The sequence below is a fragment of the Bauldia sp. genome (assembly GCA_037200845.1).
Taxonomy (GTDB): domain Bacteria; phylum Pseudomonadota; class Alphaproteobacteria; order Rhizobiales; family Kaistiaceae; genus DASZQY01.
Window position 1 is genome coordinate 2,008,615 of sequence record JBBCGQ010000001.1, and the last position, 15,114, is coordinate 2,023,728.

Sequence of the window (15,114 nt, forward strand, 5' to 3'; positions counted from 1 at the left end):
TCAGCCTGACCTGGCAACCAACTGGCCGGCAATGCGCCGCGCTTCCGCGTCGAGCGCGACGGCTTCCTCGATTGTGGCCGGAGCCCGGTTAATCAATTCCGCCGCCTTGTACAGCGTGTCGGCGACCATTCGGGCGATTTCAAGGAAGCCGATCTTGCCGGCCAGAAAAGCCATGACCGCTATCTCGTTGGCCGCGCTGAGGATATTGGTCGCCGCCCCGCCCGCCTCCAGCGCCTCGCCGGCAATCCGCAGCGCCGGGAAGCGATCGGGATCGGGGGCGCTGAATTCGAGATGGGCGATCTCGGCGAGGTCCAGCCGCCGCCCGGCGCCGCGACTCGGCTGCGGCCATGCCAGGCAGTGGGCGATGGGCGTGCGCATGTCAGGCGCCGAAAGCGCCGCCATGAGGTAGCCGTTGGTGAACGACACAAGACCGTGGACGATGGACTGCGGATGGATCAGCACGCCAAGGCGATCGGCCGGCTGGTCGAAAAGATAGTGGGCCTCGATCAGCTCGAGGCCCTTGTTCATCAGCGTCGCGGAATCGATCGTGATCTTCGGTCCCATCGACCATTTCGGATGGCGGAGCGCCTCCGCCGCGGTCGCCTTCGCCATCTGCTCCAGCGACCAGGTGCGGAAGGGGCCACCCGACGCGGTGACGAGGATCCGCTCGACGCTCGCGTGATCGCGGCCCTCCAGAATCTGGAAGATGGCGTTGTGCTCGGAATCGACCGGCAGCAGCGCCGAGCCGGTGCGCTTGACCGCGCCCATGAACAGCGCGCCGGCCGAGACCAGGCACTCCTTGTTGGCGAGCGCGACGCAGGTGCCCGCGCTGACCGCCGCGTAGGTCGGCGCCAGACCGGCCGCGCCGACGATGGCCGCAACCACGACATCGACCGGGCGGAGCGCCGCCTCGACAACGGCGGCCGGACCGGCCGCCGCGGCGATGCCCGTGCCGGCGAGTGCGGCCTTGAGGTCGGCGTATCCGGCAGGGTCGGCAAGCACCGCGATCCGCGCCCCGGCCTTCCGCGCCAGCGCGGCAAGCTGCACGGCGTTGGCATTGGCGGTGACGGCCTCAACCGCGAAGGCTTCAGGACGCTCGGCAAGCACCGACAGGGTGCTGGTGCCGATGGAGCCGGTGGCGCCGAGGATGGTGACCCGCCGCGGCGCGACGGCGGGGGAATGTCCGAGCGCAGCGGCGCGGGCGCTCACCATTGCAGCAGCCCGACCGAGACATTGGCGCCGGCATGCAGCCAGCCGATGATGGCGGCGGCGCCGGCGGCGGTCGCCAGCCCATCGACGCGGTCCATCAATCCGCCGTGACCTGGGATGATCGTGCCGGAATCCTTGGCGCCGAACATGCGCTTGACCCAAGACTCGAACAGGTCGCCGGCCTGCGAGACGACCGACAGAACGGCCGCGATGACGACCAGCGGCGCGGTGACCGGAATGCCGGCGAGGATGGCGACGACGATGCCGGCGACGACGCCGAGCAGAAGGCCGCCGATCGCGCCGGCCTGCGTCTTGTTGGGCGAGATCTGCGGCGCGAGCTTGGCGCCGCCGATCGCGCGGCCGGCGAAATAGGCGCCGGTGTCGGTCGCCCAGACGATGGCGAGCACCACCAGTACCGCCTGCAGCCCGCCGGGCGTCAGGCGCAGCACCAGCAGCCCGACGCCAAGCATCGCCGCGTAGGCAACGCCCAGCGGCCGCCAGACGCTGAGCGTCAGCGCCGAGAACGCGATGGCGAGCGCCACCAGCGTGAGGCCGCCGATGACGAGGCCCATCGCCGTCATCGCGATGGCGAGCACCAGGGCGACGGTGAACACCGCGCCGGGAAATGCCGCGCGGTCGGTGAGGCTCACCCATTCGAGATGGAAGATGGCGGTCACCACCGCCAGAACGATCGCCGCCGCCCATCCGCCGAAAATCGCGCCGATGAGGGCGATCGCGGCCAGTGCCAGCGCGGAGAGAAGGCGGACGAGGAGTTCGTTGCCGCTGCCGGCCGGCGTCAGGCGCGCGCCGCCGGCGCTCTGGTCGGTCAAGCCGAACCCCGGCCGCCGTAGCGGCGCGTGCGGCCGCCGAATTCTTCGATCGCGGCCCGCAGCGCGTCGATGCCGAAGTCGGGCCACAGCACCGGCACGAAAACCAGCTCGGAATAGGCCGACTGCCACAACAGGAAATTCGACAGGCGGAGCTCGCCGCTGGTGCGAATGATGAGATCGGGATCGGGGAACGAGGCGGTGTCGAGGCGGCCGCTGATCGTCGCCTCGGTGATCGCCGCCGGCTCGACCTTGCCCGACTTGACGTCCTCGGCGAGCGCCTGCACGGCGCGCACGATCTCGTCGCGGGCGCCATAGTTGAAGGCGAAGATCAGCTCCAGCGCGCGGTTATTGGCGGTCAGCGCCTCGGCTTCCTCGATCATGCGGAGAATGTCGCCCGGCAGCCCGGCGCGCTTGCCGATGACCGTGATGCGCACGCCGGCGGCATGCAACTCGGCCACGTCACGGCGGATGTAGTGGCGAAACAGGCCGAACAGGAAATCGACTTCCTCGGCGGGCCGCGACCAGTTTTCCGACGAGAAGGAGAACAGCGTCAGGTGATGGACACCGAGATCGATAGCGCCCTTGACGGTGCGCCGCACGGCCTCGACCCCGCGGCGATGACCTTCGCTGCGCGGCAGGCCCCTCGCCTTCGCCCAGCGGCCGTTGCCGTCCATGATGATCGCGACATGCCGCGGCAGGCCCGCTCCCGAGCGCGCCTCCGGCACTGTCTGCTGATCGGCAAGGACTGGCATCAGCTTTTGTTTCCGGTCGTCAGACCTGGGTTATCTCGGCTTCCTTGGTCGCCAGGATCGAGTCGATCTCGGCGATCGTATCGTCGGTGAATTTCTGGATCTGATCGGTCTGCCGGCGCTGGTCGTCCTCGCTCAGCGTCTTGGCTTCCTTCTTGACCAGATCGTGACCGTCGCGGCGCACGTGGCGCACGGCGACGCGCGCCTGCTCGGCATATTTGTGCGCGATCTTGACCAGCTCCTGCCGGCGGTCGGCGGTGAGATCGGGGATCGGGATGCGCAAAAGCGTCCCGTCCATGATCGGGTTGAGGCCGAGGTTCGCCTCGCGGATGGCGCGGTCGACGGCGCTGACCAGCGCCTTGTCCCACACCTGCACCGACAGCATGCGCGACTCCGGTACGCTGATCGAGGCGACCTGGTTGAGCGGCATCGAGGCGCCGTAGGCATCGACGTAGATCGGCTCGAGCAGGCTCGACGAGGCGCGACCGGTCCTCAGCCCCGAAAGCTCGCCCTTGAGCGAGGCCACCGCACCTGCCATGCGCCGCTTGATTTCGCCGGTATCCATTGCTTCCTCTGCTTACAAATCAAATACTTATGGTTCGTTACGGGCTTTTGCGAGGACCGGCAAGCAGGACTAGCCGGAGACGATGGTCGCCCGCCCGGTGCCCTTCAGAATATCAACGAAGGCGCCCGGCTGCAGGATCGAAAATACGACCAGCGGAATGTTGTTGTCCCGCGCCAGCGCCACCGCCCCGACGTCCATGACCTGCAGCCCCTGCTTGACGACGGCGTCGTAGGTCAGCGTGTCGTAGCGGGTGGCCGTCTTGTCCTTCTTCGGGTCGGCGGTATAGACGCCGTCGACCTGCGTGCCCTTGAACAGCGCGTCGCAGCCCATCTCGGCCGCACGCAGCGCCGCGCCGGAATCGGTGGTGACGAACGGGTTGCCGGTGCCGGCCGCGAACAGCACGACGTCGCCCGCTTCGAACGCGGCTTCGGCACTGCGCTGGTTGAAGGTTTCGCAGATCGCCGGCATGGCGAGCGCCGAGAAGATGCGCGTCGGCGTGCCGAGCGCGCCGAGCTTCTGCTGCAGGGCGATGGAGTTCAGCACCGTCGCCAGCATGCCCATCTGGTCGCCGGCGACGCGATTGCCGCCGGCCTTCTGGATGCTCATGCCGCGGTAGATGTTGCCGCCGCCGGCCACGACGCCGATCTTGACGCCCAGCTTCGCGGCCTCGGCGATCTCGCCGGCGATGCGGGTGAGCACCGCGTCGTCAATGCCGAAGGTCTGGTTGCCGAGTAGCGCTTCGCCCGAAACCTTGAGGAGGACCCTCTTGAAGCGAAGCGGTGCGGGCATGGCTCGACTCGTTGCTGGAGGCCGGCTTTCCGATACACGAAGCCGGCTTGCCTGTCACCGACAGGGGCTAGGGCGAAATGCCGGCTTTCGCCAGCCCTTCCCGCAGCTTGTCCATGTATTCGGCCGACAGCGGCAGCCGGGCGACGTGGACCTCGAAATCGAACCCCGGATTGACCCGCAGCATATCCGCCCAAGCCGCCCGCGCCTCCTCGATATGTCCCTGAAAAGACAGGGCAACTGCCAGATAGGCCCGCGACACGTCGGTGTTCGGCACGATCAGGATGCGCTCGCGGAACAATGCCGCCGCGGTCTCGTACTTGCCGGCGAGCAGATAGGCGGTGCCGAGATAATGCAGGTAGCCGTGCGCCCAGGCGGGATCGAGCCGCATGGCGGCCTCCATGCCGGCGATGGCCTCATCGGCCCGGTTGCGGCTGAGCAGCAGCACGGCCTGCATCGACATGGTGAGCGCGTCGTTCGGATTGAGCGCCGCGGCGAGGTCGAGTTCCACCCGCGCCTCGTCGAATTTCCGCTCGACCTGCAGGACGAGCGACAACGCGGCGTGACCGAGGACGTCCTGCGGCGCCTTCTCGACGGCGGCGAGCGCCAGTCGGTGCGCCTCGGCGAGCGAGTCCCTGTGGCGGTCGCTCCATTCGTTGAGGAAGTCGTTGACGTAAGCCACGGCCAGCCACCCGTACGGCCGGGCGAAATCCGGATCGAGTTCCAGCGCGCGGCGGAGCAGCACGCTGCCGCTGAGGAACACCTCGCGGTTGACGATGGCGCCGCTCAGCATGGCGCGGCCGCGGAAATAGGCGTCCTGCGCCTCGGGATTATTCGTGCCACTGTCCGAGGCCGAAGGCAGCGCGCCGGGGCTGAGCTTGATCTTGAGTGCGCCGACGATCTCGCGGGTCAGCTCGTCCTGTACGGCGAAGATATCGGTGAGGTCGCGGTCGTAGCGGTCCGCCCAGAGATGGCCGCCGCTGGCGCCGTCGATCAACTGCGCGGTGACCCTCACGCGGTTTCCGACGCGCCGGATGGAACCCTCCAGCACCGAGCGCACATGCAGCGCCCCGGCGATCGTCGGGATGTCGACGTGCCGGCCCTTGTAGGCGAAGGTCGAGTTGCGCGCGATGACCATCAGCCCGGGCACCTTGGATAGGTCCGTGATGATGTCCTCGGTCATGCCGTCGGAGAAATACTCCTGCTCCGGATCGCCGGACATGTTGGCGAACGGCAGTACCGCGATCGAGGGCGCGTCGGGCAACGCCGGCTGCGGCGACATGGCGGCGGCAGGCGGCCGCCGCGCGTCCGCCGTCGGGCGCCATTTCCAGATACGGATCGGGCGCGCGATGTTCTTGGCCTGCACCTCGCCGCCGTCGGCGAAGGCAACCTCGACGCGGCCGCCGATGCTTTCGTGCACGATCGACGAGATGCAGATGCCGCCCGGATCGGCGAGCGGCTCCAGCCGCGCCGCGATGTTGACGCCGTCGCCGTAGATGTCGTCGCCGTCGATGATGACGTCGCCGAGGTTGATGCCGATGCGCAGCGTGATCCTGCCGTCGCCGGCGCGCTGGATAGCGAGCGCGCAGTTGACCGCGTCGACGACGCTGCCGAACTCGACCAGCGTGCCGTCGCCCATCAGCTTCACGATGCGGCCGTGGTGGCGCACGACGTTCGGATCGAAGACGGCTTCGCGGTGATGTTTCAGGGCGGTGAGCGTGCCCGACTCGTCGGCCGCCATCAGGCGCGAATAGCCGACGACGTCGGCGGCCAGTACGGCCGCAAGCCTGCGCGATGCATCACCCTCAGCCATGCGGCAATACCTATTGCCTCACGCCGGAGAACGCCACCCGCGAACGGATGGCGTCATGGGGCTACGGCTTCTTGGCACCCGCGGCAGCGGCGACCTCGGCGGCGAAGTCGCTCTCCGCCTTCTCGACGCCCTCGCCCAGCCGGAAGGCGACGAACTCGGTCACCTTGATCGGCGCGCCGATGGTGGGCTCGGCCGCCTTCAGCGCCTGCTCGACGGTCTTCTCGGTATCGACGACGAAGGCCTGCGTCAGCAGCACGACCTCCTCGTAGAACTTGCGCAGCCGCCCATCGACCATCTTCTCGATGATCGCCTCGGGCTTGCCGCTCTCGCGCGCCTGCTCGGCGAACACGGCGCGCTCGCGCGCCACGACGCCGGCATCGATTTCCTCGGCCCGAACGGCGAGCGGGCTCGCGGCGGCAACGTGCATCGCCACCTGCCTGCCGATCTGGGTGAGCTTCTCGGCGTTGCCGGAAGACTCCAGCCCGACGATGACGCCGATCTTGCCGAGGCCCGGCGCGATGGCGCTGTGGACGTAGCTTGCGACCGCGCCTTCCTTGACCGTGATCGAGGCCGCGCGGCGGAGCGACATGTTCTCGCCGATCGTCGCGATCGCCGCCTTGATGGCGTCCTCGACCTTCACGCCGCCGGCAATGGTGGCACCGAGAATCGCCTGCAGCGTGCCGTCGGTCGAAAGCGCCGCCTGGGCGATGCTCGAGGCAAGCTGCTGGAACTCGGGATTGCGCGCGACGAAATCGGTCTCCGAGTTGAGCTCGATGACGACGGCGCGCTTGCCCTGCGAGGCGACCGCGACGAGACCTTCGGCCGCGACACGGCCGGCCTTCTTCGCCGCCCGCGACAGGCCCTTGGCGCGCAGCCAGTCGATGGCCGCCTCGACGTCGCCCGCCGTCTCGGTGAGCGCCGCCTTGCAGTCCATCATGCCGGCTCCGGTCTTCTCCCGGAGCTCCTTCACCATCGTCGCGGATACGGTCATCGCAGTCGTCCTTCGTATGCGGATATGGGCGGTCGCCTAGCCGGCGGCGAGCGCCTTGGCCTGGCCGACCCAATCGTCACGGGTCACCCGGCCCTTGTAGTTGAGCGCGTCGTCGATACGGCCGACTTCCTCGTCGGTAAGGCTGGCAATCTGGTCGTAGCGTGTGACACCCAATGCATTGAGCTTGCGCTCAAGCGCCGGGCCGACACCCTCGATCTTCTTGAGGTCGTCCGCCTTGCCTGCCGGGGCCGTGAACAGCGGCACCGTCGGCGGGGCCGCCCGCTTCTTCGCACGGTCGAGCGCCGGCACCGGCTCAACCGCCTGGGCCTGGCTCATATCGGCATCCGGCGCCGCCGATTCAAGAATCGCCGGCTCGTGCACCTCTTCCGCCGCGCCGATGTCGATGCCGGCCTCGCCCTGGGCGCGGCCAATGCCGTCAATGGCAGCCTTGGCGATGAGATCGCAGTAGAGCGTGATCGCGCGGCCGGCGTCGTCGTTGCCGGGGATCGGGAAGGTGATGCCGTCCGGATCGCAGTTCGAATCGATGATCGCGGCGACCGGAATGCCGAGGCGGGTCGCCTCCTCGATCGCGATCTTCTCCTTGTTGGTGTCGATCACGAACAGGAGATTGGGCACGCCGCCCATGTCCTTGATGCCGCCGAGCGCCTTCTCGAGCTTGTCCTTCTCGCGGGTCAGCGTCAGGCGCTCCTTCTTGGTGAGGCCCTGGGCCTCGCCGGTGAGCAGCGTCTCGAGCTCACGCAGGCGCGCGATCGACTTCGAGATGGTCTTCCAGTTGGTCAGCATGCCGCCGAGCCAGCGCGCGTTGACGTAATACTGGGCGCTGCGCTTGGCCGCCGCGGTCAGCGGCTCCGCCGCCTGCCGCTTGGTGCCGACGAACAGCACACGACCGCCGCCGGCGACCGTATCGGAGACCGCCGTCAGCGCGCGATGCAGCATCGGCACAGTCTGGGCGAGATCGATGATGTGGATGTTGTTGCGGACGCCGTAGAGATACGACGCCATCTTGGGGTTCCAGCGATGCTTCTGGTGACCGAAGTGCACGCCGGCTTCCAAAAGCTGGCGCATAGAAAAATCGGGCAGTGCCATGACTACCGTGCTCCTTGACCGGTTATGACCGCCGCGGGAATGAAGCCCTTGTGGGGCACCGGAAGGATCGCTCGCCGTGGCTGGCCTTCTGGGCCTGAGCCTTGGCGATTGAGCCAAATCCCGCGTGTGAGATGGCGGCTATATACGGGTGGAGTCTTGGGAAAGCAAGCGTTCCGGGCTATCCCTGCGGACCTGCTACCGGGGGGCAAGCGGCAATGAAGACTTTCGCTGAATTACAGGCCGAATTCGGGCCGATCTGGCAACTGAACACCCCCGGGCAGACCGGCGAGCACGCCGTCATTGCCATCCCCTCGTTCGCGCTCGGCGAAAGCACGCTGAACCACTACGCCTCCCGCCTGTCGGCGCTCGAGCACCGCTACCTGGTGGCGATGCTGATGATGAACCGGATGCCCAACTGCCGTTTCGTTTTCCTCTCGACCGAGGAGCCGGCGCCCGAGGTGCTCGACTACTACTTCTCGCTGTTCGCGCCGGATAAGCGCGAAGGCGTCCGCCAGCGCTTCGTCGCGATCACACTTCCCGACCACGCCGCCCGCGCCGTCGCCGACAAGCTGCTGGAGCGGCCGGACACGATGGAGCAGATTCGCGCGGCGGTCGGCGGCGTGCCCGCCTTCATCGAGCCGTGGAACGTGACCGAGCACGAGGTCGAGGTCGCCCGCCGCCTGCAGGCGCCGATCAACGGCACGTCGCCCGACCTCTGGCCGCTCGGCTTCAAGAGCGAAGGCCGGCGCATATTCCGTTCGGCCGGCGTGCCGGTGCCCTTCGGCCGCGAGGACGTGAAGACGGTCGACGACGTCGTCGACGCGATCGCCGATATCCGCCGCGCGCGCCCGAATGCGCCGGGCGTCGTCATCAAGCACGACAACAGCGCCTCCGGCGACGGCAACGTCGTCGTCCGCTTCGCGAAACTCGCCGATGCGAGCCCGGCCGGCATCCGCCGCCACGCCGAGGCGCTGCCGGAGTGGTACCTGAAGGACCTCCAAGGCGGCGGCATCGTCGAGGAGCTGATCGCCGGCACCGACTTCACGAGTCCCAGCGCACAGGTCGACATCACGCCCTTCGGCCACATCCACGCCATCGCCACGCACGAACAGGTGCTGGGCGGGGCCGACGGGCAGGTCTACCAGGGTTGCCGCTTCCCGGCGGACAATGCCTACGCCCCGCGCCTCGCCGAATACGCGACGATGATCGCCGAGGCGATCGCCCCGCTGGGCGTGCTCGGCCGTTTCGCCGTCGATTTCGCCTGCGCCAAGGACGAGAGCGGCGCCTAGCAGGTCTACGCGCTGGAAATGAATCTGCGGAAGGGCGGCACGACGCATCCCTACGCGGCGCTGCGCAATCTCGTGCCCGGACACTACGACCCAAAGGGCGGCACCTGGTTCAACCACGCCCACGAGCCGCGCTTCTACTGCTCGACCGACAACCTGATGGACCCGCGCTGGTACAAACTGCCGGCGAGCGTCGTGATCAAGGCGGTCAACGATACCGATCTCAACTTCCACCACGAGCGCAGCTGGGGTGTGGTACTCCACATGCTGTCGTGCCTCGCGGTCGACGGGCGGTTTGGCCTCACCGCCATCGGCACGTCGGCGGAACATGCGCAGGCGCTGTACGATCAGGTGCGCGTGGTCGTCGATCAGGCCGTGGATGTGACCGGATACAAGCCCGAGGCGCAGAAGGAGGCTACGCTGTGATACGACAGCTAGGCATCTGCGGAGTACTGATGCTCGGTCTATCCAGTGTTGCCGATGCCGCAACGTGGTGCGATCAGTTCTCAAGCGTCCTGAACGATCTAATGAGCCATAAATTTCGCTGCGACCAACCTGGGGACGACAGCTGCGTGGCGGATAGCTCAACAGTCGAGCTGCCAGGGACTCTGTATTGTAACGTCTTGATTTCGGTGGGAATTGCGGATCGAGATTTTTATTGTCCGATTTCGCAACCGACGCCCGAATTGGAGCGCACCTGGGGAGAGTACCTTCGGGGATATTTCGATTTCTGCGCGGAAAACGGATTGCTGAACCCTCGCGGGCAGATCGTGCGCGACTTCTTGAGCACGACCACGACATATCGTACGGCTCAAGGGGACTTTGTCCGCGATTTGGACAACGGCGGCGTCGGCTTAACTTTTAGTCTGACATATTCGAAAGCACGGTAGCTACCGCCCGCCAACCTCCAGCATCCAGTTCAGCACCATCCGCCAGTCCGTCATCCGGATCGGCGTGCCATGCACGCCGGTGTCGAACAGCGCGATCCGGATCGGATACCCCGGCGCCGCCTTCCGCACCTTGCCGTAGAACGCGACCTCATCGGCCGCGGCGAAGATCGGATCGGCGGTGCCGTCGCCGAGATAGATCGGGATGCGACGCGCCTTCGACTTCACGAACGGCGACTTGAGGAATGCATCGTCGTGCGTTGAGCCGAGCAGCAGGAGTCCGGCGATATGCGCCGACGCATCCGCGTCCGCGACCAGCCGCCAGCAGATCGCGCCGCCCTGCGAGCCGCAGGCAACGAAGATCGCGGCATCCGGCGAGCGCGCCGCCTGGTCGAGCACCAGCGCCCTGATCTCGGCCGCGCCGGTATCGCCGATGTCGGTGAAGTCCGGCGAGAGATACGCGCCGTCGTTCTTCGCCATCAGATTCATGATGCGGTTGAAGTTGCCGCCGAACATGCCGTTGTCGGCGCCCTGCGCGCGCGTGCCGCCCTGCCCGTGGATGTAGATGACGACCGCCCTGGCGCCGCCCTCGGCCTTGCCGACCGCGATCGCCTTCAGCGGCTTGCCGGCCGCGTCGTAGGTGATCGTCTTCTGCCAGACGTTGGAGATATACGGCCACTTCGCCTGCCGCTCGGGCACCTCGTCGCGGCCGTAGAGATCGCGCTGCTTGTCGTAGCCGACGACGACATAGGCGCCGTCGTCCTTCGTCGCCAGCACGGTCGGGTAGGCGAAAAGATCGTCCTTGTAGGGCGCAAGCCGATAGGGCTCGGCGGCAACCGCCGCCGAAGCCAGCAGGAGCGCCGCGAGGACCGCGGCGCGGATCAGGCTTTCTTCCCGGCGATGTTGACCATCCAGCTCACGCCGAATTTGTCGGTGAGCATGCCGAAGCTGTCGCCCCACGGCGCCTTCGCCAGCGGCATCATCACGCTGCCGCCGTCGCTGAGCTTCTGCCAGTAGCCGCTGAGCTCGCCCTCGTTGTCGCCGGAGAGCGAGATCGCGCCGTTGCCGCGCGGCGCGCCCATGCTGGCCGGCGTGTCCGAACCCATCAGCACGAAGCCGCCCGGCGAATTGAGCTGGGCGTGCATGGTCTTGTCCGCCTCGGCCGGATCGTGCGGCATGCCGCCGTCGCTGAACTTCGAAATGTTGAGCGTGCCGCCGAAGACGGACTTGTAGAACTCCATCGCCTGGCGGGCGTTGTCCTTGAAGCTGAGGTAGGGATTCAGGATGGACGGCATGGCGTGCGCACTCCTCCGGTTCGTGGGCAAAACATTAGACGAGGCAAGAGTCTCGTCAATCGCGACGATGCTCCCGTCTACTGCCGCCATGCGGCAGGAGGATGTCGCCTAGACCAGATCGACCTGAACGACGCCGCGCACGGCACGGAGCGCGCTCGCGATCTGCGGGCTGATGGCGAAGCGGCCGGGCAGCCGCATCTCGACCTCGCGGCCGCCGTCGCGGAGCAGGATCAGGCTGACCTCGCCCTCGCCGCGGCTGCCGAGATGCTTGGCAACGCTCGGCAGCGGCGCCTCGTCGCGCAGGAACACGCGGATCTGCTTGAGGCTCGCCATCACCCGGTCGAGCGACTCGGCCGACTGGATGCGCACGTTGATGCCCTCCGGCCGCTCCTCGGCGCCGACCAGCAGGACGATCGAATTGCCCGGCTCGAGCAGATCGCGGTACTTCACCAGCTCCTCCGAGAACGCCACCGCCTCGAACGAACCGGTGGAATCGGAAAGCTGCACGATCGCCATCTTGTTGCCGGTGCGCGTCCGCCGCTCCTGCTTCGAGGTGACCGTCGCCGCAAGCCGCCCGGCCGAGGCGCCGGCGCGCACCGCCTGCGAGAATTCCGCCCAGGTCTGCACGCGCATCTTGGCGAGCACCGCGCGATATTCGTCGAGCGGGTGCGCCGACAGATAGAAGCCGACGGCATCGTGCTCACGCTTCAATTTCTCCGCCGCCAGCCACGGATCGACCACCGGCAAGAGCAGCGGCTGGCGTTCGGCGACCGCCCCGAACATGTCGCCCTGCCCGGTCGCCGCGTCGTCCTGCAGGCGGTTCGCCATGCCGAGGATACGCTCGACGCCGGCCGTAAGCCGCGCCCGGTCGGGCTCCAGTTCGTCCAGTGCGCCGGCGGCGATCAGGCTTTCCAGCGCGCGCTTGTTGATGATCTTCGGGTTGATGCGCCGGCCGAAATCCGCAATGTCAGTGAACGGCTTGCCGCTCCGCACTTCGACCAGATGCTCGATCGCCTGCGCGCCGACGCCCTTGATCGCGGCGAGCGCGTAGAAGATGCGCCCCCCGCCCTTGCTGAAGTCGACATCGAACTCGACGCCCGAGCGGTTGACCGACGGCGCCTCGACCGGAATCCCCAGCCGGATCGCCTCGCGACGGAATTCGGCGAGCTTGTCGGTGTTGCCGTTTTCCAGCGTCAGCGACGCCGCCATGAACTCGACCGGGAAGTTCGCCTTCATGTACGCGGTCTGGTAGGCGACCAGCGCATAGGCCGCGGCGTGCCCCTTCGGGAAACCGTACTCGGCAAACTTCGCCAGCAGCTCGAAGATCGACTCTGCCTGGTAGCGGTCAACGTTGTTGGCGACGGCACCCGAGATGAACCGGTCGCGCTGCGCCGCCATCTCGGCCCGGATTTTCTTGCCCATCGCGCGGCGCAGGTTGTCGGCCTCCGCCATCGAATAGCCGGCGAGGATCTGCGCGATCTGCATCACCTGCTCCTGGTAGACGATGACGCCGAAGGTCTCCTTCAGCACGCCTTCCAGTTTCGGGTGGATGTAGTCGGGCACCTCCTTGCCGAGCTTGCGCGCGCAGTAGGTCGGGATGTTCGCCATCGGGCCGGGGCGGTAGAGCGCGACCAGCGCGATCAGGTCGTCGAAGTGGTCCAGCTTCATATCGATGACCGCGCGCCGCATGCCCGCGCTTTCCAGCTGGAAGATGCCGACCGTGTCGCCTTTGGTCAGTGGCGCGTAGCTTTTCGCGTCATCGAGCGGGATGCGCGACAGGTCGATGTCGATGCCGCGCTTCTTCACCAGACGCACCGCGAGATCGAGCACGGTCAGCGTCTTGAGGCCGAGGAAGTCGAACTTCACAAGGCCCGCCTGCTCGACCCACTTCATGTTGAACTGGCTGACCTGCATGCCGGAACGCGGGTCGCGATAGAGCGGCACGAGCTGGTCGAGCGGCCGGTCGCCGATGACGATGCCGGCCGCGTGCGTCGAGGCGTGGCGGTAGAGCCCCTCGAGCTTCTGCGCGATGTCGAGCAGACGCCGGACGCGCTCATCCTCCTCGCGCGCCGCCTGCAGCTGCGGCTCGTCGGCAATCGCCTTTGACAGCGTCACCGGGTTCGCCGGATTCTGCGGCACCATCTTGGCGAGGCGGTCGACCTGCCCGTACGGCATCTGCAGCACACGCCCGACGTCGCGCAGCACGGCGCGCGCCTGCAGCGTGCCGAAGGTGATGATCTGCGCCACCTGATCGGCGCCGTACTTGTCCTGAACGTAGCGGATGACCTCGTCGCGCCGGTTCTGGCAGAAGTCGACGTCGAAGTCCGGCATCGACACGCGATCCGGATTGAGGAAGCGCTCGAAGATCAGGTTGAAGCGGAGCGGATCGAGGTCGGTGATGGTCAGCGACCACGCGACCACCGAGCCGGCGCCGGAGCCGCGGCCCGGGCCGACCGGTATACCCTGCCCCTTCGCCCACTGAATGAAGTCGGCGACGATCAGGAAGTAGCCCTGATATTGCATCTTCTCGATGACGCCGAGCTCGTACTCCAAGCGCTTGCGGTAATCCTCCTCGACGAGCCCGGGCGCGAAGCCATGCGCCGACAGCCGGCGTGACAGGCCGGCACTCGCTGCCTCGCGCAGCATCAGTGCCTCGTCCTTCGCCGCCGTTTCGGCATCGGCGGCGCTCTCCGCGAAGCGCGGCAGGATCGGCTTCCGCGCGCGCGGCCACCACGCCGAGCGCATCGCGATCTCGACCGTATTCTCGATCGCCTCGGGCAGGTCGGCGAACAGCGCCGTCATCGCCGCGCGCGACTTGAAGTAATGCTCCTCGCTCAGCCGGCGGCGGTTGCCGTCGCTGATCACGGTGCCCTCGGCGATCGCGATCAGCGCGTCGTGCGCCTCGTAGTCCTCGCGCGCCGGGAAGAACGGCTCGTTGGTCGCGACCAGCGGCAGGCCGCGCTCGTAGGCCATCGCGACCAGATGCGGCAGCGCCGCCTCCTCGGCCGCCATGCCGTGCCGCTGGAGCTCGACATAGAGCCGGTCGGCAAAAACCTCGGTCAGCCGATCCAGCCGCGCCGCGGCCTGCAGGGATTGCCCGGCGACCAGCGCCCGGTCGATCGGCCCGCCCGGCCCGCCAGTCAGGCAGATCAGGCCGGCAGCGCGGTCCGCGAGTTCGCCGATGCTGATGTGCGCCCGCACCGCCGGATCGGTACGCATGTAGGAATCCGAAACCAGCCGCACGAGATTCCAGTACCCCGCCTCGCTGGCGGCGATCAGCACCACGTCGGCAAGCTGCGGGGCGCGCGGCGCGCCCGGCCGCCCCTCCTCGCCCGTATCGCCGAAGTCGAGCGCCACCTGGCACCCGATGATCGGCTGGATGCCCTTCTCGGACATCTTCTCGGCAAACTCGAGCGCTCCGAACAGGTTGCCCGTATCGGCGATGCCGAGCGCCGGCATCTTGTCGTGCGCCGCGAGCTCCGCCAGCCGTTTGATCGGCAGCGCACCCTCCAGCAGCGAATAGGCGGAATGGACGCGGAGGTGGACAAAACCCACCCCGCCCGCGAGCCGACTCATGAAGCGATCCTCATCGCGCC

General features: G+C 67.4%; 14 protein-coding genes. 3 read left to right on the plus strand and 11 right to left on the minus strand.

Features of this window, described 5'->3' with window-relative positions:
- The 8 genes from dxr to WDM94_09870 form a co-directional block, all read right to left on the minus strand.
- Entirely contained in the window at nucleotides 1-1,212 is a 1,212-nt protein-coding gene (gene dxr, locus WDM94_09835) for a 1-deoxy-D-xylulose-5-phosphate reductoisomerase (protein ID MEJ0012911.1), read from the minus strand.
- A complete protein-coding gene (locus WDM94_09840; protein MEJ0012912.1) occupies nucleotides 1,206-2,039 on the minus strand; it encodes a phosphatidate cytidylyltransferase in 834 nt (277 codons plus the stop codon). The genes dxr and WDM94_09840 overlap by 7 nt, the downstream gene beginning before the upstream one ends.
- Nucleotides 2,036-2,791 (minus strand): isoprenyl transferase, encoded by a 756-nt coding sequence (locus tag WDM94_09845; GenBank protein ID MEJ0012913.1) that lies wholly within the window; start codon nucleotides 2,789-2,791, stop codon nucleotides 2,036-2,038. The genes WDM94_09840 and WDM94_09845 overlap by 4 nt, the downstream gene beginning before the upstream one ends.
- A gap of 19 nt (nucleotides 2,792-2,810) precedes the next feature.
- Nucleotides 2,811-3,353, minus strand: a complete 543-nt coding sequence (gene frr, locus WDM94_09850) for a ribosome recycling factor (GenBank protein ID MEJ0012914.1) — start codon at nucleotides 3,351-3,353, stop codon at nucleotides 2,811-2,813.
- A 69-nt stretch (nucleotides 3,354-3,422) separates the two neighbouring features.
- The gene (gene pyrH / locus WDM94_09855; GenBank protein ID MEJ0012915.1) at nucleotides 3,423-4,142 is read right to left on the minus strand and encodes a UMP kinase; all 720 of its coding nucleotides are present in this window, start codon (nucleotides 4,140-4,142) and stop codon (nucleotides 3,423-3,425) included.
- A gap of 67 nt (nucleotides 4,143-4,209) precedes the next feature.
- Entirely contained in the window at nucleotides 4,210-5,952 is a 1,743-nt protein-coding gene (locus tag WDM94_09860; GenBank protein MEJ0012916.1) for an adenylate/guanylate cyclase domain-containing protein, read from the minus strand.
- A gap of 61 nt (nucleotides 5,953-6,013) precedes the next feature.
- Entirely contained in the window at nucleotides 6,014-6,943 is a 930-nt protein-coding gene (tsf, locus tag WDM94_09865) for a translation elongation factor Ts (GenBank protein MEJ0012917.1), read from the minus strand.
- A gap of 36 nt (nucleotides 6,944-6,979) precedes the next feature.
- Nucleotides 6,980-8,050: a 30S ribosomal protein S2 gene (locus tag WDM94_09870; GenBank protein ID MEJ0012918.1), complete on the minus strand. Its 1,071-nt coding sequence runs from the start codon at nucleotides 8,048-8,050 to the stop codon at nucleotides 6,980-6,982.
- Nucleotides 8,051-8,265: 215 nt separating this feature from the next.
- Here WDM94_09870 and WDM94_09875 point away from each other — a divergent pair, with 215 nt between their 5' ends.
- The 3 genes from WDM94_09875 to WDM94_09885 are packed head-to-tail and all read left to right on the plus strand — an operon-like array spanning nucleotide 8,266 to nucleotide 10,226.
- Nucleotides 8,266-9,339 carry a hypothetical protein gene (locus tag WDM94_09875; GenBank protein ID MEJ0012919.1) on the plus strand — a complete coding sequence of 358 codons (1,074 nt, stop codon included), beginning with the start codon at nucleotides 8,266-8,268 and terminating at the stop codon, nucleotides 9,337-9,339.
- 18 nt (nucleotides 9,340-9,357) lie between these two features.
- Nucleotides 9,358-9,762 carry a peptide ligase PGM1-related protein gene (locus WDM94_09880; GenBank protein ID MEJ0012920.1) on the plus strand — a complete coding sequence of 135 codons (405 nt, stop codon included), beginning with the start codon at nucleotides 9,358-9,360 and terminating at the stop codon, nucleotides 9,760-9,762.
- Between the two features lie 29 nt (nucleotides 9,763-9,791).
- Nucleotides 9,792-10,226 (plus strand): hypothetical protein, encoded by a 435-nt coding sequence (locus WDM94_09885; GenBank protein MEJ0012921.1) that lies wholly within the window; start codon nucleotides 9,792-9,794, stop codon nucleotides 10,224-10,226.
- On the opposite strand, the gene WDM94_09890 is transcribed toward WDM94_09885, so the two are convergent.
- The 3 genes from WDM94_09890 to dnaE all read right to left on the minus strand — a co-directional run bounded on the left by WDM94_09890 (nucleotide 10,227) and on the right by dnaE (nucleotide 15,094).
- Complete coding sequence (locus WDM94_09890) at nucleotides 10,227-11,183, minus strand: alpha/beta hydrolase (protein MEJ0012922.1); 957 nt, start codon at nucleotides 11,181-11,183, stop codon at nucleotides 10,227-10,229.
- A complete protein-coding gene (locus WDM94_09895; GenBank protein MEJ0012923.1) occupies nucleotides 11,105-11,518 on the minus strand; it encodes a VOC family protein in 414 nt (137 codons plus the stop codon). The genes WDM94_09890 and WDM94_09895 overlap by 79 nt, the downstream gene beginning before the upstream one ends.
- Before the next feature lie 108 nt (nucleotides 11,519-11,626).
- On the minus strand, nucleotides 11,627-15,094 hold the full coding sequence (gene dnaE / locus WDM94_09900) for a DNA polymerase III subunit alpha (protein MEJ0012924.1): 3,468 nt from the start codon (nucleotides 15,092-15,094) through the stop codon (nucleotides 11,627-11,629).
- Nucleotides 15,095-15,114: the final 20 nt, after the last annotated feature.